Consider the following 19,351-nt stretch of genomic DNA (forward strand, 5'->3'; position numbering starts at 1 on the left):
TGGCAAATGCAAGGGTGCGTAAATGGCCGGGCGGCACAAGAACATCTGCGCGTACAATCGAACATTGCCTCGGGCTGTATGCCCGCTCCTTTTCTACGTTTATTTATCTTCGTCTCCATGTGGTTTAAGAATCTACGCATCTATCGCCTCTCCCCCGACTGGACATGTTCCGCCGCAGAGCTGGAAGAAGCTCTGGCCAAACACAGCTTTACGCCAGGCTCCAGCCAGGAACCCTTGAGCCTGGGCTGGGTTAGTCCCCGTGAAAACAATGCCCTGGTGCATGAGGTCAACGGTCAGTATCTGATCGCCCTGCGCGCCGAAAAGAAACTGCTGCCCACCACAGTCATCAATCAGGTCGCGCGCGAGAAGGCGCGTGATATTGAGGAGCAGCAAGGCTACAAGCCCGGCCGCAAGCAGATGAAGGAAATCAAGGAACAGGTCATCGTAGATCTGATGCCGCGTGCTTTTGCGGTCTCGCGCGACACCCGGGTCTGGCTGGACACCCGCAACCACTGGCTGGCCATTGATGCGGCGGCTACGGCTAAAAGTGATGAAGTGCTGGGGCTGCTGGCCAAAAGCGTGGAACCGTTCCCTGTGCAGCCGCTTTACACCGAACAATCCCCCGGCGCCGCCATGACCTCATGGCTGGTGGAAGAAGAACAGCTGGCCAATTTCACCATTGACCAGGACACCGAGCTACGTTCGACGGGCGATAGCGGTGCGGCCGTGCGCTACGTCAAGCAAAGTGCCGATATCGACGAAGTGCGCAAGCACGTCGAAGCGGGCAAGCAATGCACCCGACTGGCCATGACCTGGGCGGATCGCATCAGCTTTGTACTGACCGACGCGCTGGACATCAAACGTGTCGCACCGCTCGATATCCTGACGGAAAAGCAGGATGTGACTGCCGTCAACGACGAAGAAATCTTCGATGCGGACATGACGCTGATGACGTCCGAACTGGCTAAAATGATCAGCGACCTGGTCGAGGTGCTGGGCGGTGAACGCAAGTAAGCCCACGTCCTTCCTGGACTGCTGGCTCCCACTTCAGCTTAGCTCCTGCTGAGCGGCACGATACACACCGGGCGTCATCCCCGTCCAATGACGGAAAGCCCGGTGAAAGGTCGCTGGCGAACTGAACTTCAATGCATACGCAATTTCAGCCAGCGACATATCTTTGCGCAGCAATTTGAAAATCGCCAGATCCCGGCGCAATTCATCCTTAATCCCTTGAAAGGACAGACCTTCTTCCTGAAGTCTGCGGATCAGGGTACGCGCCGAAATATGCAGTTTCCCCGACACGTCCTGCAGGGTCAAACCCAGATCGGTGTGCAAAATCTCCCGTACTTTCAATCGCAGGGCATGCTCATGATACGAGGTGAAAATCCAGTCGCGCGGGGCCCGCTCCAGAAAGGCCCTGGCCTCCACCTGAGTGCGCTGCGGACGCACCTGACCGAGTTCCGCGCCAAACACAATGTGCGAGCACGGCACATCAAAACTCACTGAAGCAGGAAACAAGACGGAGTAATCCGCCGCGAACGCTGGCCGCGCAAACGCAAAAGCCACTTGTTGCACGGGCACCTCACGCCCCATCAGCCAGGACACGATGCCGTGCGTGAGCTTGAGCATCAGGGCATGTCCGAAACGATGCACACAGGCATCCCCATAGCGGGGCACCAGCTCAATACCCAGGTCTGTATCGGTGCGGATCAGATTCAGGCTGAAATCGTCCAGCAACAGATTCCAGAACTGGGTAAAGCGGTACAAAGCCACATTGATGGACGGCGCATCCCGCACCGTGCGCACGATGTATTTCAAGGCTCCCGCCCGTATAGGCCGGGTCCAGAACCCCATCATCTCATCGCCTGTTTTACGGGCGCTGACCTGATACAAGCGCACCAGTTGATCCCGCGTCAGACGAGCGCCAGGGCGATCAATAAAATCCTTCACGATGCCTGACTGCTTCAGGCAATGATCCAGCACCTGTTCCGAATAGCTGGTGCGCAAACTGTGAAACCAGTCCTGCACCAGATCCAGCGCCACCGTGGCAGTGTGCGCAGCATCGACAGGAACCGGTAGCGTGCCGGGCAAAGCATTCATCTTTCCATGACCCTTCAAAGATTGTCACTTTTTGCATATTCAACGGCAGTATTCGCTATTGGGCAAGGGGCGAAACCATCCTATGCTGATAGTCATAATACAAGGAGACATCACCATGTTAGGCACTGGAAATATGATGCACATGCCCTTGCTCATCAGTTCAATTCTCACCCATGCCGTAGAGAATAACCCGGAGCAAGAAATCGTCACCGCCCTGGACAATGGCGAGCTGCATCGCTACCGCTATCTTGACTTTGCCCAGCGGGTTCAGGATTTGGCCCAGGGACTGCGACAGCATGGGGTGCAAGCGGGCGAGCGCGTGGCGACATTAGCATGGAACACCTATCGTCACCTGGAAATTTACTATGCCACCTCGGGTATCGGTCTGGTCTGCCATACCGTCAACCCCCGCCTGACGCGCGAGCAAATTGCCTTCATCATCAATGATGCCCAAGACGCGGTGATGTTTTATGACGAACATTTTGAGGACCTGGTCAGCGATCTGCGCAGCCAGTGTCCCAGCGTCCGACACTGGGTACGCATGGGTAGCAAGGCACAAGGTGACCTGGCCGACCAGTATGAAGATTGGCTGGGCAACGATACGACGGGCTTTGAATGGCCGGTCTTTGACGAGCACACCGCCAGCGGCCTGTGCTACACCTCCGGCACCACCGGCGACCCCAAGGGCGCGCTCTATTCCCATCGTTCCACCCTTTTGCATGCCTATGCCTCAGCGCACCCCAATGCGCTGTGCATTGCCAGCGCCGACGCTGTCATGCCGCTGGTGCCCATGTTTCACGTCAATGCCTGGGGCCTGCCCTACTCTGCGCTGATGTCCGGCGCCAAACTGGTACTGCCTGGCGCCAATCTGCAAGGTGAGCGCATTTATTCCCTGTGTGAGCGCGCCGGCGTGACGCTGTCCGCTGGTGTACCCACCATCTGGAAAACCGTGCTGGATTACGCCAACGCTCAAGGCAAGACATTTAGCACCTTGAGTCGCATTTTGATTGGCGGTTCGGCCTGCCCGCCCAATATGATTGCCAGCTGGGCTCAATACGGCATTACGGTACGCCATGCCTGGGGCATGACTGAGACCTCGCCGCTGGGCACCGTCTGCCAACTACTGCCCAAGCACCGCACCTTGCCCGAGGCGCAGAAACAGCACGTTCTAGCCTCTCAAGGCCGTGCCCTGTTCGGTGCACGCCTGAAGACCGTTGACGACCAAGGCAATACCTTGCCACGCGACGGCAAGAGCAGCGGCCACCTGCTGATCCAGGGCAACTGGATCATGGACCGCTATTACGGCAAGCCCGATCTGGCCAGCGAAAACGGCTGGTTCCGCACTGGCGACGTAGGCTCCATCGACGCCGACGGCTATGTCTACATTACCGACCGTAGCAAGGATGTGATCAAGTCCGGTGGCGAATGGATCTCTTCGATCGAGATCGAAAACATCGCCATGGAAGAACCCTTGGTTGAGCTGGCTGCCTGTATCGCCCAGGCCGACGACAAATGGGGCGAACGACCAGTCCTGTTCGTGGTGCCCCGCGAAGGCGCTGAGCTGGACGAGATCCACCTGCTCAAGCGCTACCAGGATCGCGTCACCCGCTGGTCCGTACCCGACAAAGTCATTTTCATCGACCAGATGCCCATGACAGCAACTGGAAAAATTCAAAAAATGGCGCTGCGCAAGATGCTGACCGATCAAACCGATCCCCGCTGACTTGCACCACTGCCCTCGCATTTACGTAACACAAGGAGTTTTTTATGGCCGCCCCTTTCCTGCTCACCACCGAGTTGGACAACATCGGAATTGTCACGCTGAACAAGGCGCACAAGCGCAATGCCCTGGATGAAGAGGCCATCGCTGAAATTGACGCCTACTTTTCCAATATTCCCGAGCATATCCGGGTAATTCTGATGAAGGCCGAAGGCGATCACTTTTGCGCAGGCCTGGACCTGAAAGAGCACCACGATAAAGAACGGAGCGCGGTGGACTTTCTGCGTGTCTGCCAAAGCTGGCACCGGGCCTTTGACAAGATTGAGCACGGCGGCATTCCCGTCATTGCCTGCCTGCAAGGCGCAGTGGTCGGAGGTGGGCTGGAACTGGCCAGTGCCGCGCACATCCGCGTTGCCGACAGCAGTACCTTTTTTGCCCTGCCCGAGGGTACACGCGGCATCTTTACTGGCGGCGGTGCCACCGTGCGAACGGCAAAAATCATCTCTCCGAACCGCATGATCGAACTGATGCTGACAGGTCGTGTGCTCGATGCCGTGGAAGGAGAGCGTCTGGGGCTGGCGCATTACGTGTGCAACAACGAAGCCAATCCCAAAACAGCCTATGAGCTGAGCCTGGAACTGGCCCAGCGCATTGCGGGCAATGCCCTCTTATCGAACTACGCCATCGTCAGTTCGATCAGCCGCATTGCCGATATGTCTGCCACCGATGGTCTCTTTGCCGAGGGCTTGATGGCAGCGGTCGTACAGACCGGGCGGGACGTACAAGAGCGCCTGGGCGAGTTCGTTAACAAGAAAGCTCATAAAGTGAAGCCGAGCAAATAACATCGGCCAGGCGGACATGGGCAGTAATCACAACAATACGGAGACAAAACCATGCTGTCGCATCAAGAGTTAAGCCGGGCACTGTCCGGACTACAGGAATATGAACAACTCAAGTCGCAGCGTCGGCGTCTGGCATTTGCCTGCGCCGGCATCTGCCTGGGACTGACTGGCCTGTTTATTGTAATGGCCATTTTCTGGCCGACTGTGTTGACCCATGACCTGGGCGGTGGAGGAGCCGTCAACGCAGGCATGGTGTACGGAATAGGACTGATTGTTGTGTCCTGGTTATTGACTGGCGTGTATATCCACATCGCCAACACCCGCTTTGACCCCTTGTGCGAGCGCGTACTGGCCAAGGTGAACCCATGAATACTCAAGCCATTTTGATCTTTGGGGCCTTTGTCGTGGTGACCTTGGGCATCACGTACTGGGCATCGTCGCGCACGCGCTCCAGCTCGGACTTTTACACGGCCGGCGGAGGCATTACCGGCACACAAAACGGTCTGGCCATTGTGGGTGACTATATGTCCGCAGCGACCCTGCTGGGCATTTCGTCCCTGGCGTTTACCAACGGCTTTGACTCCTTGCTGTACGCCGTCTGCGCCTTTATGGGCTGGCCGATCATCATGTTTTTGATTGCCGAGCGTTTGCGCAACCTGGGCCGCTACACCCTGAGCGATATTGTCTCGTACCGTCTGGATGAACGCAGCACCCGCATCTTTACCGCCATCAGCTCGCTGACCGTCGTGCTGTTTTACCTGATCGTCCAAATGGTCGGTGCCGGGCAACTGGTACAACTGCTTTTTGGTATTGATTACACCTATGCCGTGGTAGCGGTGGGTCTGCTGATGATGGTATATGTGGTCGTTGGCGGCATGGTGGCTACCACCTGGGTACAAATCATCAAGGCCGTCCTGATGATGGGTAATGGCTTTCTGATGGCGGCCCTGGCCCTGTATTACTTCAACTTCGACTTTTCCGCTCTGGTCAGCGCTGCGGCCGACCATCACCAGGCTGGTACTGCCATGAAAGGCCCCTGGAAACTCATGGCCGATCCCTTCTCCGGCCTGTCACTGGCCGTCTCGCTGGTGTTTGGCATTGCCGGTCTGCCGCACATCATGATGCGCTTTTTCACCGTGCCCGATGCGCGAGCCGCTCGCAAATCCGTCTTTGTGGCGACTGGCCTGATGGGTGTGTTCTTTGTGGTGATCTGTTTTTTGGGCCTGGCTGCCATGGCCATCCTGCCGAATCACCCCGAATTCTACGTGGACGGCAAGGTGGGCGGCATGGTGCTGGGCGGCTCGAACATGCCTATCATGCATCTGGCTACGGCCCTGGGCGGCAACCTCCTGTTCGGTTTGCTGGCCGCGGTCTCCTTTGCCACGATTCTGGCCGTGGTCAGTGGCTTGACCCTGGCCGGTGCCTCAGCCATTGCGCATGACTTGTACGCCAAGGTGATCCGTCGTGACGAGGTCACCCCCTCCCAGGCCATGCGCGTCAATCGTCTGGCTTCCATTGGCATTGGCCTTGTCGCCATTTTCCTGGGACTGTTGTTCCGCGATCAGAATGTCGCTTTCCTGGTTGCCCTGGCTTTCAGTATCGCGGCCTCGGCCAATTTCCCGGTCTTGCTGATGTCCATGTACTGGCGCGGGGTGACGACTCGCGGCGTCATTTATGGCGGTTTAAGCGGCCTGCTTGTGGCCCTGGGGCTGGTGATTCTCTCGCCCGCCGTCTGGGTGCGCATTCTAGGCTTTTCCGAAGCCGTATTTCCTTACGACTTCCCCACCCTGATTTCCATGCCTTTGGCATTTTTCATGATCTACCTGGTATCGAAGCTGGACAGCAGCCGCCGCGCCAGCCAGGACCGCGCCGGGTTTGACGCCCAGCAGGTCCGGGCTGAAACCGCCGTCGGCATTGCCGCCGTGTCTCACTAGATAACTGGTACTCTGGCGGCAAGTCACCTGACGAACTTGCCGCCCCTTGTTTCCATTCATCCCAGCAGGAGCATCACCATGACAGAGTTAAACACCCCCGAAATTGCTCACTACATCGGAGGTGGCCAGCACGCTGGCGCCGGCACACGCACTCAAGCGGTATACAACCCGGCTACCGGCCAGGTCAGCGCCAAGGTCAAACTGGGTAACCAGCAGGATATCGACAACGCCGTGGCCAGTGCCCAGGCCGCTTTCCCAGCCTGGGCCGACACGCCGCCCCTGCGCCGCGCCCGTGTGCTGTTCAATTTTTTGGCCTTGCTCAATGAGAACAAGGAAAAACTGGCTGCCATGATCACTGCTGAGCACGGCAAGGTCTTATCCGATGCTATGGGCGAGGTCACCCGAGGCATTGAGATTGTGGAATTTGCTTGCGGTATCCCCCAACTGCTCAAAGGTGATTTCACCGAACAGGTCAGCACCAATATCGATAACTGGACCCTGCGCCAGCCTCTGGGAGTCGTGGCGGGCATCACTCCCTTCAACTTTCCCGTCATGGTTCCCATGTGGATGTTTCCTGTCGCTATCGCGGCCGGTAACACGTTCGTACTCAAACCCAGTCCCATTGACCCCAGCCCCAGCCTGTTCATCGCCGAGCTGCTCAAGCAAGCCGGCCTGCCCGACGGCGTATTCAACGTGGTGCAGGGTGATAAAGACGCGGTTGAGGCCCTGGTCAATCACCCGGATGTTCAGGCGGTATCCTTTGTAGGTTCCACCCCGATTGCCAATCGCATTTATGAAATGGGCGCAACGGGCGGAAAACGTGTTCAGGCGCTGGGCGGCGCCAAGAACCACCTGGTCGTCATGCCTGACGCCGATATCGACCTGACCGTGGACGCCCTGATCGGCGCCGCCTACGGCTCGGCTGGCGAGCGTTGCATGGCCATCTCGGTGGCAGTGCTGGTGGGTGACTCTGCCGAACGCATCCTGCCCAAGCTGGAAGAACGTACTCGCAGTCTGAAGATTCTGAACGGCACCAATGCTGCCGCCGAAATGGGCCCCATCGTGACCCCTCAAGCGCGCGAACGCATCCGTGGCTGCATCGACAAAGGGGTACAAGAAGGCGCCAAGCTGCTGGTGGATGGCCGTAACTTTGACGGCGCCAAAGCGGGTGAAGGATGCGAGGACGGTTTCTGGATGGGCGGCACCCTGTTCGATCACGTCACCCCCGACATGAGCGTGTATCAGGACGAGATCTTTGGCCCTGTTCTGTGCTGCGTACGCGTACCGGATCTGGCCAGCGCCATTGAGCTGATCAACAAGCACCAGTTCGGCAACGGTGTGGCTTGCTTTACCAGCGACGGTAACGTGGCCCGTGAATTTGGCCGCCGCATCCATGTGGGCATGGTTGGTATCAACGTCCCTATTCCTGTCCCTATGGCCTGGCACGGCTTTGGTGGCTGGAAGAAGAGCCTGTTTGGCGATATGCACGCCTACGGTGAAGAAGGCGTGCGCTTTTACACCCGCCAGAAATCCATCATGCAGCGCTGGCCAGAAAGCATCTCCAAGGGAGCGGAATTTGCCATGCCTACGTCCAAGTAAAGGTGGATTTGCCGGGCTGACTCTTCGCCTCCTGGCGGCGATTCGGCCTGGCATATCGCTCTAAGCCTGCTCACCCAGCAGACTTAAAAAGCACTTTTATCAAAGACAAAAAAACCGGGGCTCTGATTCAGAGCCCCGGTTTTTCTATTCATGTGTATTTAGCGCTGACGCCTGCTCCACTTAGTACATACCGTGGAAAACCGCATCATCAGGACCGACGTGGGAGGGAGGATTCCAGGTCACATCCCGCATCGAGTGCTGCACCAGCGTTTCCACACCCAACAAAACGGCAAAGATAGCCATGCGGACAGGAATCCCATTGTCAGCCTGGCGGAAAATAGCCAGACGAGGGTCGTGGTTCAGATCCACGCTCAAATCATGGGCCCCTTCGCGGCTATCGCGTGGCAGCGGGTGCATCACAATCACATCCGGGCCGCAGCAGCGATCAATAATCGCCTTGTTAACTTGAAAGTCGGCCGTAAAGCTGCCGTCCTGCCCTTCCTCAAACCGCTCTTTTTGTACACGCGTGGCGTAAATCACGTCCACACCGGGCAAGCCTTTTTCCAAGGAACTGGTCTGCTCGATCACATGCTTACCTTGCTTGGCCACCTGCTCGACAATATGTTCGGGCATCTCCAGGCCAGGAGGCGCAATCAATGTAAATTTCAGGCCGCGGTACATGCCCAGCAGCTTGATGAGCGAATGCACGGTACGGCCATATTTCAAGTCACCCACCAGGGCGATATGTGCGCCGTCCAACAATTTGCCCAGACGGGAGAACTCCGTGCTGATGGTATACAAATCCAGCAAGGCCTGGCTGGGGTGTTCACCCGCCCCGTCACCACCATTCACCACCGGGATGTTGGTAGCGCGCGCAAATTCAGCAACCGAACCCTGTTCGGGATGACGAATCACCATGGCGTCCACGTAACCGCTCATGACGCGGCTGGTGTCGTAAATGGATTCGCCTTTGGCCATGGAGGAAAAGGTGAAGCCGGTCGTGTCACACACCGAACCACCGAGGCGGCAAAAGGCCGAGCCGAAGCTGACGCGGGTACGAGTCGAGGCTTCAAAAAACAGGTTACCCAGCACAGCGCCTTCCAGCACGCGCGATACTTTCTGACGGCGGGCGATAGGCTGCATGATGTCGGCCAGACTGCACAGCTCTTCCACGGTTTCACGGGTGAACTGGTCTACAGACAAGAGCTGATGTTTGCCACCGGTGGCAATGCGATCACGCAAGGGGCCCGACTGTGCGCTTTGCGCATACTTGCTCAGCAACGCTTCATTTTCCACGATTTCCGTGACAAAGCGCTGCACCACTTCGGGCATGGCCCGGGACTCCAAGGAGCCTTCCGGCAGCAGCCAGGTATCAAGAGCACGACGCTTCACCCCAATACGTGCCGCAAAAACGTCACGAGTCAGGTTCAGGCGACGCATTGCATCACGCAAAAAAACTTGTTGGGAGACGGCCATATCAGCTCTCGCTTATGAAATATACGCAATGCGCATATTTTAAAACCGCAAAGCTGAAAAAAGCGAGGAGGAATTGTGGCTATTGCAGAAAATACAACGCCGATCTACGCAGCAGATGGCAGGACACGACATGCGAAAGCCCAGCCCGCTGGCATGGCATCGTTCAAGGATGCTGCCGGATCACTATTGGGTACACTAAAAACCGGTCCGCTTTACTGGCCTGTCAGCCATTCACTATGTTGATAGGCAAAGTCGGCCAAACCCAAGGTGCCCCAGACGCCAATCACAAACAGCGCCAAGCTCAGGGCCAGAAAGAAGGCAGAACAGAATCCGGGTATCCAGGCCCAACGGCGCCCTGTCCTGGAACTGTGCCAGACCAAGGTCCACTGGCTCCAGCACAAGGCCAGAAACGCTGACACCACCCCCATTAAAAAGACAAACAAGGGCAGGCGTAAAAGGGCGGGAACAAAAACTGATGAGATCGCCCCCGTGCCCATCAACATGATGAACACAAGCGCCGCCCCGTGCAGGGCGATCAGAACCCGGAAAGAAAGAATGTAGAAAGCAAGACTGCCTGGTGGGTTCACCATACCGACTTTCCTGTCAGGAACAAGAGCAGCGGGCTGGCGCCCACCGCGTTTTTCAAACAGCCGGACTTGGGTGAACCCAGGGCCAGAGCAGCATTCAAATCAAACAATCGCGCTTACTTCTTGCCGTTGTTTTGGGTCGCCTGCGGGCCGGCTATGGCGCGAGCCGCCGCCAGCGCATTGGCTTCCGTGCCTACCATGAAAATCAGGCGGCCGTCTTTAACGGGCGAACCATACGCAGGTGCCGCCAACATGGTGTCACCCACGACCAAAGCCAAACGCTTTTTGGGGAACTGGGTCGTCACTTGCAGCAAACGCTGAGCCGCTTCAGGCGTCAGATCCAGCGCCAGCAAACCCTCTTTGCTGTCGTTGGTGCCGGCCTGCACGCCCACCAAATCCTCACGCACCACAACGGCGCGTGGATTCACGAACAGCACACCATTGGGCTGCACATCGACGCGAGCCCAACCTGCTTGTTCCTGTGTATCAGCCAAAAAGATCTGCACAGGCGCTGCCTGTTGCTCGGCCCCGGCCTGAGCGGGTGCTTGTTGCGCTGACGTAGAGGGAGCCTGCGTTGCCGCGCTGGACGTACCGGCAGCGTCACTCGGCTTTTCTTGTACGGTTTGACAAGCAGCCAAGGCGAGCAGACCAATGGGCGCCAAAATTCGAGCCAGTGTGCGTAAAGTCATCATAGTGAAGTTCCCCCCTCTCTTTACGAAGTATCAATAAGGATAGCAGTGTATCAGTCATGCAAAAGAGCAAGCGGTTAATCTTTGTTAAAGCTTGTCATTTGTGCACCTCTAATTTGTACACTGACTTGGTCCATCAACCGACCTTGTTCGGTTTTCAGTTCAATGCGCAGCGTACCGGGTACCAGGGGAATACGCACTTGGGCCCCACCGCCCGCTTTCACGCCCTGGACCCACCATTCCAACGCTTCGTTGATTTGCCCCTGCGCCAGCAAGCGCAGTTGCTGGTTTTGCGGCGGAATATCCGGGTCCAAGGCCAAGATCGTACCGTTGACGGGCTCCTGGATACGGGCCGGACCGGCATAGGCCAGATTTGCATCGTTCAACTGAATACGATCGGTCTGCGTGCCCTCTACAAAAAACTCCTCACGACTGGGCTCCAAAGCCGGCACAAACACGATTTGTCGAAGCTGCACCTGCTCTGGCCGGACCGTTTGACGACCGGGTCTGTACTGGTTCAGGACAGAGATGACCTCGTGCCAGATCGGTGCGGCCCCACTCACGCCGGATACATCTTGCATACTTTGTCCTGCACTGTTGCCAACCCAGACGCCCACTGTGTAGTGCTCCGTCCAGCCCAGAGCCCAGTTATCACGCATATCTTTACTGGTTCCGGTCTTGACCGCGCTCCAGAACGGGGTACTCAAGGCACTGTCCAAGCCGAAGGTCAGCACACGGGCCTGACGGTCAGACAACATATCACCCACAATCCAACTGGCTCCAGGGTCCATGACGGGACGAAACGCGGCCATGGACTGATCCATACGCACGTTTACCGCCTGAGCCTGGCCCAGATTAGCCAGAGCACGGTACGCGTTGGTCAGCTCCAGCAAGGTGACATCAGCACTGCCCAAGGCCAGGCTGTAACCATAAAAATCACCGTCCTGCCGCAAATTAAGCCCCAGTTCGCGCAAACGCTCCACCAGACTGGCCGGCCCCAGCAAGGTCAGAACGCGTACGGCAGGGATATTCAGGGACGAAGCCAAAGCATTGCGCGCACTAACCCAGCCAATAAACTGCTTATCGTAGTTTTGTGGAATATACAGACCATTGCCGGTTGGCAGATTCAAGGGTGAGTCCTGCAGCAAGGAAGCGGCCGTCAGCAGACGCTTCTCGATGGCCAGCTCATATAGAAAAGGTTTGAGCGTGGAACCTGCCTGACGCAAAGACCGGGCATGATCGACCTGCGCGGCTTCGGACAGGTCGCCGCTGGAGCCCACATAGGCCAGCACCTGCCCCTGATGATTATCCAGCACCACTACGGCCGCATCCTGCACACGGGCGGTGCGCAGATCCAGCAGATGTCGTCGCACACTGGCTTGAACCTGCCGTTGAAGACGCGAATCCAGGGTAGTGTGCAAGCGATCTCCTGCTTCGGTCTGTGGACTTTGCTCCAGAACCCAGCGGGCGAAATGCGGCGCCAGTTGCGTCTGCCCCAGTGGTGCCTGCCCGGCTCGACGCAAGGCCACAGGCACCAGATGACTTAATGCTTGGCACTGCTGGGCGCGTCCCATTGCCTGCAAGGTCAAGCAGGCCCGACGCTCGACCGTCAAGGCCGAGGCATTGGGGCCTCGCAGCAAAACGGCAGCAATCGCTGACTCGCGTGCATCCAGCGCAGCGGCCTGCTTTTGAAACAGGGTGCGTGCCATCGCATCCACCCCGACAAGCTCGCCCCGAAAGGCTACCTGATTGAGGTAAGCCTCCAGAATTTGCGGTTTGGTCCAGGTATCTTCCAATGATTGAGCGGCAACTACCTGATCCAGTTTTTGCCACACCGAACGCCCGCCCCGTCCGCCAAGCAGCGTATGATCCAACAGCCCGGCCAACTGCATGGTAATGGTGGACGCGCCTCGGCTCCGTCCCGCAAACACACCGTCCCAGGCCGCAGAACCCACTGAAAGCCAGTCCACCCCGCCATGCGATTCAAAACGGCGATCTTCGGACATCAAGACCGCCAATTGCAAAGCCGGGGAAATCTGCTCCAGCGCCACCCAGTCGCCGCGCCGTTGATGAAAGTCCAGTCGCACCCGCTGGATGAGCTGGCCCTGGCGATCCAGGACCTGCACATCAGACGATCGGAAGGACTGACGAACGTCTTCATAGCTGGGTGTGGCCTGTCCGGAGCTGGCCCATAGGGCCAGTCCCGACAACAGCAACCCTGCTTTAATGGCTTGGCGCATCCACAACGTCCAAAACGTGCTCATTAGGCCAGAGAGCAAAAACATCGGGCTCGTACAAAGCCTCGGCCCGCGTGGCCGGCAATACAAACTGGCCCACCGTGTTCAGGCGCAGTGTGTAACTGACTTCCGTCGTGCCTTCCTCAAAACGCTCGTAATACGCCCGGTAACCATCGAAGCGGCGCTCGATAAAGCTGGGCCATTGACCGGACTGCGTCTGACCAGCCGTGGCCATGGCCGAATCCCGACCCAGTCCACTGCCCAGAATGGTCGCGCCGGCAGGAACCGGGTCAGACACGACCACCCAACTGGCCTGGCCTTGCGCCTTGACCTTGATCGTCACCTGCATGATGTCGCCACGGCTCCACACGCCTGGTTTGGCCTGCTCCACAGCCTGAACCTGACGCTCTATGCTCAAACCGGCCGCCACAGGCTTGGTCACCGGCACAGCGGCCAGAGAGCGAACGTCAATCCAGGCCTTGCCCTCACCTAGTTGCTCAACGCTCAAGTTGTCTGCCTGCTCGCCACGCCAAGGCACATCCATTTTGGTGGAGCGTACGCCCTGGCCGTCGGGTGTCAGCATATCCCAGTCCACCACCTGGGCCGTTTCGGAGCCCAGAATCACCATGGACTGTCCTGTCGGGGCCTGCTCGTGATGACGGCTGAATTGCTCGATGGCCAGGCTGCCCAAGAGGTTCTCCGTCGTCATGCGCCAGGCACCACGCTGTTGCTCGGCCAACAGACCTTGGGCCAGACGAGGCATGTCCTCAGTCCAGTCAGGCATCTCATTGACCAAGAGCATCAGGCGAGCCTGATTGGTCACCCGGCTGGTCATGGCCCAGGGACTGCCATTGAGTGCATCGTCGCCAAACACCAGACGGGTTCCGCGGCTGATCAGACGTGCCTGAATCAGCCCCAGTGCTTCTTTACGGCTTTGCGCAGCTTGCTTGATCCCGGGCAGGCGCTGGGTCAGATCCACCCATGCCAGCAGAATATCGGTCGGCCAGCTTTGCAAATTCAACTCGACCGAATCGAGCATTGTGACGCGCGCACGGCCGTACTTCGCCAATACGGCAACCGCACGAATGACTTCGATATCCCGCTCCTGGCGAGAAACGGTCTGCATGGACGGGATTCGGCCATTGACCACGTTCTCCAGTCCTTGCAGCATCTCGTTGCGAAAGCCGTCAGGAATGGGATAGTTCAGCCCCATGGACTGAGCCATGTAGCTGATATCCAGAATGTAGCTGGTCAGTACACGGCTACCCCAACCGTAATTGCTGGGGAAATAACGCAGCAAGCCATCCTGGTCTAGATAGGAAGGCAGACGCTGCATCAGACCAGCCCATGCGCCTTCAGCACGCAGGCCCATGAAGCGGGAGGCTTGCTGTTCAAAGCAGGTATAAGGATAGCGTTCAAACCAGGCCCGCACCCCTTCCATTCCGCCCCCCAAGGAGGAACGGAACAACATTTGCAGGCCGCCCTGCACCCCGCCCTGCTCATTTTTCAGGGCGCCGGCCGGCACTTGCACCGACATGTTCAATGGCTGCTCCATGGACACGGACACCAGCGTTCCTTGCTGAACCGTTACCGGCGTGGCCGTAAAGACTTCCTGCTTGATGGAGAGGCTGTCCTTGGCAGGTTTGCTCTTGCCCGCCGCCTGCAGCACTTCCTGCGCATCCAGTGTCCATTCCAACTGATGCGAATCAGCCGAGCCACTGGAGGCTGGGACCGTTATGGGCCAGGAGACCACTTTGGCCGAACCGGAAGCCAGTTCAACGGTTTGCTCAGGCAAGGCGGCTGATGGCAAGCCCTTGCCACGGTACTGTGCCTGCACGTTGACCGTCATGGCACGCGGGCTGCTGTTTCGCAGCGTAAGCTGAGCCTGGTACTGATCGCCTTCGCGAGCAATCGCGGGCAAACCAGGAATGATCTGCAGATCCTGCGTGGTGACGATCTGGGCGGAGCCACTGCCAAAACGCTCACCAGCCAAATCGGCAACGGCCACGATGCGGTACTGGGTCAAGGAGTCTTTGAGGGGGACCGTCACGGTCGCGCGTCCTTGAGTATCCAGCTCCACATTGCCCTTCCATAGCAACAAGGTGTCGAGCAACTCGCGGGTGGGGCTCTTGCCGCCGCCACCGCCTGCTGCCACCGCCTTGCGGCCATAATGTCGACGTCCCACAATCTCGGACTGTGCTGTAGCGGTCTGCACGTTGTAACCCCGCAAAGCACGCATGGCCGTGAGCAGGTCCCAACTCGTGTTAGGGCTCAGTTCCAGCAAGGCCTGATCCACGGCCGCCAGGGCCACGGAAGCACCGGCTGCGGGTGAACCATCCGGTTTGAGAACCTGAATATCCACCTGGGCCTGCTCACGGATGGCGTACTGATTGCGATCCGTGCTGACTTTCACATCCAGCGCATCTTGCTGGCTACTCACTTCGATACCGGCCAGACCAAAGCGATAGCTGGGCTTGGACAAATCTACCGTGGTAGTCGGGGCCACAAACTCGCCCCCCCCTTCCGAGTAGGCCTTGTACCAGGTCAGAGGCTGGCTCCAGCCCCAGCTGAAAAAGGAGTACCAGGGAACATCACGCAGACGCCCCCGCAGCACCAGCACGGAAACGTAGACATTCGGCCCCCATTCGGGTTTGATCTCCACGCTGACGGTCGGATTGTCGCCTTCGAGCTGGACAACCTGGGCCTGCAACACACCCTCGCGCTCCACCGACACCAGGGCGGTGGCCTCACGGAATGGCATTCGCACCTGGAACTGCGCCTTTTCGCCCGGCGCCCAGGTCTTTTTCGCAGGAATGACATCTATCCGGTCATCATTCTGACCACCAAACCACAACGAGCCCGAACCGCTGACCCAGACCGTGCTGGCGGCCACCGACTCACGGCCCTTGTCATCACGCGCAATGGCACGCAGCTCCACCTGGCCGCCCTTCTCCAGTTTTACATCGCACTGCACCAACCCCTGTTCGTCGCTGCGTCCCTCGCAGACCGTACCCAGGTCTTGGCGCTGCTCCTGGTTGTCGTAGCTGTAAAACCCGCCCACCATACGCTTACGAATCGAGAAGCGCTGCACATTGGCGGCCTCAATACGGACTGGCACATTCTTCAAGGGCATGCCGTCAGGGCTTAAGGCAATAGCCGAGAGCTGGGTGGATGAACCCGCCGCCAACCAAGTGCCTGCACGCAAGCCCGCAACCACATCGGCAGGCCATACCGCAATCGTCTGGGTCAGGGTTTGAATCTCGCCATTGGGATCGGAAAACGTCGCCTCCACCAAAAACTCGGAAGGCTGATCCACTACAGGCAACTGATCCAGCTTGGCACGCAACCCGCCTTGGGCATCGAGCTGGAAGCGTTGTTTGTTCAAGAAAACGCGAGCCTCTGACATCGCCGACTGATCCGCTTTTTCAGGCGGCGCAAAGCTGTAGTCACTGTAAGTGCTGAACGCGGGCGACTGACTGCGCACCACCGCCGACAGTTGTACAGGCAGGAAATCCGCCGGGCCACCAGACAGATAACGCAGCTGCAGATCAGCCTGCATCTGCTCAGGACTGATCAGATAGGGACGATCCTGACCATCACTTAACTTGATACTACCGCCCAGCACAGGCAGCTTGAATTGCTCAACACGGAAATCACCAAAATTGAAGTACTGGTTCTCGCCTTCGGTTCGCAGTCGGTAGACACCCAGCTCCGCATCCTTGGGGATCGTCCAGTCGGTCAATGCAAATACGCTACCGGCCGCCGTTTTTTGCCATTTCAGTGGCAACTCAATCCGTTTGCCGCTGCCTTCATGTTCGACGATCATCGTCTCGGGATAACGAACTGGAGCCTTGAAGCCATCGCGTACCCGCTCACGCAGGTAATGTTTCATGTGCGCGACTTCACCGGCACGAAACAGGCTGCGATCCATCACGCTATGCGCAACCGGCTCATCGCGACCGCCCCAGTTATAGGGCACATTAAAGCGCCATGGCTCGATACCGGCGTTCCATTCGCTCAGCGCGAAACTGAACTCGTCTTTGCCCCTGGCCATGGGGTTGTCTTTATCGATGCGAGCCGTCACAAACAGGCCGGACAGGCCAGTCTCATTGCAATAATCCGGGCTGGAGACAGGATGGGGGTGATGAAAAACCCCGTCCTGCCCTGTTTCGCCCTGCACCAGCTCTTCGCCGCGGCAATTCATGACACGGATTTTGGCGCCGGGCACGACTTTGGCATCATCCAGGGTAGTGACCCAAACCAGCAGGTCATCACCACCTTGCTTGATATGTACCCCCAGATTGGTGACCAGCACCGAACTACGCACATACATGGTGCCCGCCGACTCCAGCAAGGAGGCGCCCAAGCGCGGCGAGGCCACTTCCAGAACGTGGAAACCGGGCTCTTTCAGCGGCACGCCAATCAGTTCAAAAGGACGCTCGTTTTTCTGGTCCATGCCGGGCAAATCAAGCTTTTTAAGATCCTTGCCCTGAAGCAGAGGCTGAGCGCGCAGATCCAGATAACCGTTTTGATCGATGAGAGCGGTTACGCGAAAATCGCTGCCCATCATGCTCTTCAGCGTGTCCGCTGCCACCGACCAGGAATAGTTAAGCTGCCGCAGCCGGGAATACCAGGCCAGGACCTCCTTATCGTCCTTGACCGCCATCGCCCCCACCTGCCCGGCCGACACCAGCATCTGCTGAGTGGTCAGATTCGCTTCCACATTACGCAAGTTCAAACCAATGGCGGGTGGGTCAGCGTCATCCGAGCCATCGCGATCAGCATGACCAAAGCGCTCGACAATCCCAAAAGGCTCCACCACAAACTTGACCAGCGGCGGATACGTCGTCGTCTTCATGCCGTTGCTCAAGACCTCGGGATTTTGCAAGGGCCGCCCGGCATCGTCCGTCAAGGAGTCTGGAACCTGGATGGTCAGCTGGGCATTTTCCGGAAAAGGCCCCTCAAATCGTACATTCTGGCCGGGACCACGGTCTTGCCAGGCCTCATCCTGGTCGGACACAGGCTCCCATACCTTGTCGCCGGCTTGTAGACGAATCTGCTGCAGGTGCTCATAGGCAACCGGTGCCGAGAACTGTACAGCCACACTGCCAACAGGCGTGCAGGGCGCCTCAGCGCGTTCGCGCAGACAAGAAAGCGAAGCCGTGAAATGTGGCCGCACTGAAAAATCGAAGGTATAGCGGTCGGTATTAGGCACGCCCTTGCGATTGGCAATCGCTGTCGTGATGCCCGGCTCGAGCACAACCGACACGCTGGCATCGGCGGGCAAAGGACGCGCGCATTGCACGGCCTGATAACGCTCATCCACCTCATCCACATAGAAGGCAGAACGAGCCAGGGCATCACGCTGCGCACCTTCAATGGCCTTTAAGCCAATGCGCTCGCCAATGCCCTCAACCCGGCAATACCCGTGCTTGACTAAAGAAGCACTATTAACGGGCGCATTGAAATTAAATAAAAATACCTGGTCTTCATCAATAATGCTGTAATACGGGCGGCTGGATTCCAAAATGGCGCCACCGGAATTGAAACGATATTGAGCCGGTCCGCTAATCGCTTCATTATTAATGCTGCGAAAGCTCTTGGACACCACGGCGGTACAAGTCAAGCCAGGTCCTGGTCGCTCATCAAACTCATAAATCCAGCGACGGGAATCCAGCCAGCGGCCCTGCCCCGCAACGGAAGGATCATCACACTGGACCTGGACAGGTGCCGGCAGTTGTGAATCGCCAAAATGAACAGCGGGCTTGGCAAAGGTAACTTTGACATCCCGTAAATCGGACGTCGCCCCTTGGGGCGAAAAACTGCTAATCGTAATGGCTTGGGCGCTACTGACGCCCAGCAAGAACATCAAGCCCAGCAAAGACTGGCGATGCATCGTTCTTCCCCTATGGATATGCTATTTTCGGCGCCAGTTTAATGGAAATCCGCTACGCTGAGCGTGTATAAACTCTTACATGCATGCTTAAAGAATGCCACCAAGTGCAACAAAAAAAAACGCCGGACTTTAAATCACGGCGCAATGGCTTTGAAGGGGCAAACATGGCATTTGAAAGTAAAAATTTCAAATGCGACCAAACACCCCCTTTTTTCCTCAAACTGGCGACATCAACTACGATAAATGCCATACGAACAGACAGCAGCACTGG

General features: G+C 57.7%; 12 protein-coding genes. 6 read left to right on the top strand and 6 right to left on the bottom strand.

The annotated features are described in order from the left end of the window. The first annotated feature begins 117 nt into the window (after nt 1–117). Complete coding sequence (locus VF694_RS01505) at nt 118–1,014, top strand: recombination-associated protein RdgC (protein ID WP_003799509.1); 897 nt, start codon at nt 118–120, stop codon at nt 1,012–1,014. Nucleotides 1,015–1,047: 33 nt separating this feature from the next. On the opposite strand, the gene VF694_RS01510 is transcribed toward VF694_RS01505, so the two are convergent. Continuing rightward, nucleotides 1,048–2,100, bottom strand: a complete 1,053-nt coding sequence (locus VF694_RS01510) for a helix-turn-helix domain-containing protein (protein WP_003799507.1) — start codon at nt 2,098–2,100, stop codon at nt 1,048–1,050. Between the two features lie 115 nt (nt 2,101–2,215). Here VF694_RS01510 and VF694_RS01515 point away from each other — a divergent pair, with 115 nt between their 5' ends. The 5 genes from VF694_RS01515 to VF694_RS01535 all read left to right on the top strand — a co-directional run bounded on the left by VF694_RS01515 (nt 2,216) and on the right by VF694_RS01535 (nt 8,195). Beyond that, nucleotides 2,216–3,823 carry a long-chain-fatty-acid--CoA ligase gene (locus VF694_RS01515; RefSeq protein WP_131070638.1) on the top strand — a complete coding sequence of 536 codons (1,608 nt, stop codon included), beginning with the start codon at nt 2,216–2,218 and terminating at the stop codon, nt 3,821–3,823. A 44-nt stretch (nt 3,824–3,867) separates the two neighbouring features. Further along, nucleotides 3,868–4,662: a crotonase/enoyl-CoA hydratase family protein gene (locus VF694_RS01520; protein ID WP_003799503.1), complete on the top strand. Its 795-nt coding sequence runs from the start codon at nt 3,868–3,870 to the stop codon at nt 4,660–4,662. Nucleotides 4,663–4,713: 51 nt separating this feature from the next. Continuing rightward, nucleotides 4,714–5,031: a DUF485 domain-containing protein gene (locus tag VF694_RS01525; protein WP_003799502.1), complete on the top strand. Its 318-nt coding sequence runs from the start codon at nt 4,714–4,716 to the stop codon at nt 5,029–5,031. Further along, nucleotides 5,028–6,596: a cation/acetate symporter ActP gene (actP, locus tag VF694_RS01530; RefSeq protein WP_003799500.1), complete on the top strand. Its 1,569-nt coding sequence runs from the start codon at nt 5,028–5,030 to the stop codon at nt 6,594–6,596. Before VF694_RS01525 ends, actP begins: the two co-directional genes overlap by 4 nt. Before the next feature lie 78 nt (nt 6,597–6,674). Next, complete coding sequence (locus VF694_RS01535; RefSeq protein WP_131070640.1) at nt 6,675–8,195, top strand: CoA-acylating methylmalonate-semialdehyde dehydrogenase; 1,521 nt, start codon at nt 6,675–6,677, stop codon at nt 8,193–8,195. A gap of 180 nt (nt 8,196–8,375) precedes the next feature. On the opposite strand, the gene VF694_RS01540 is transcribed toward VF694_RS01535, so the two are convergent. The 5 genes from VF694_RS01540 to VF694_RS01560 all read right to left on the bottom strand — a co-directional run bounded on the left by VF694_RS01540 (nt 8,376) and on the right by VF694_RS01560 (nt 19,080). Then, nucleotides 8,376–9,671, bottom strand: a complete 1,296-nt coding sequence (locus tag VF694_RS01540; protein WP_003799495.1) for an aspartate carbamoyltransferase — start codon at nt 9,669–9,671, stop codon at nt 8,376–8,378. A gap of 212 nt (nt 9,672–9,883) precedes the next feature. Beyond that, a complete protein-coding gene (locus VF694_RS01545; RefSeq protein WP_240208622.1) occupies nt 9,884–10,261 on the bottom strand; it encodes a hypothetical protein in 378 nt (125 codons plus the stop codon). Between the two features lie 113 nt (nt 10,262–10,374). After that, entirely contained in the window at nt 10,375–10,950 is a 576-nt protein-coding gene (locus VF694_RS01550) for a hypothetical protein (RefSeq protein ID WP_440163585.1), read from the bottom strand. Between the two features lie 74 nt (nt 10,951–11,024). Then, nucleotides 11,025–13,187 (bottom strand): penicillin-binding protein 1C, encoded by a 2,163-nt coding sequence (gene pbpC / locus VF694_RS01555; protein ID WP_415301742.1) that lies wholly within the window; start codon nt 13,185–13,187, stop codon nt 11,025–11,027. Continuing rightward, nucleotides 13,171–19,080 carry an alpha-2-macroglobulin family protein gene (locus VF694_RS01560; protein ID WP_440163586.1) on the bottom strand — a complete coding sequence of 1,970 codons (5,910 nt, stop codon included), beginning with the start codon at nt 19,078–19,080 and terminating at the stop codon, nt 13,171–13,173. The genes pbpC and VF694_RS01560 overlap by 17 nt, the downstream gene beginning before the upstream one ends. Nucleotides 19,081–19,351 lie beyond the last annotated feature (271 nt).

Source organism: Alcaligenes sp. Lyrl_28, assembly GCF_051948705.1.
In the GTDB taxonomy this organism is placed as follows: Bacteria; Pseudomonadota; Gammaproteobacteria; order Burkholderiales; family Burkholderiaceae_B; genus Alcaligenes; species Alcaligenes ammonioxydans.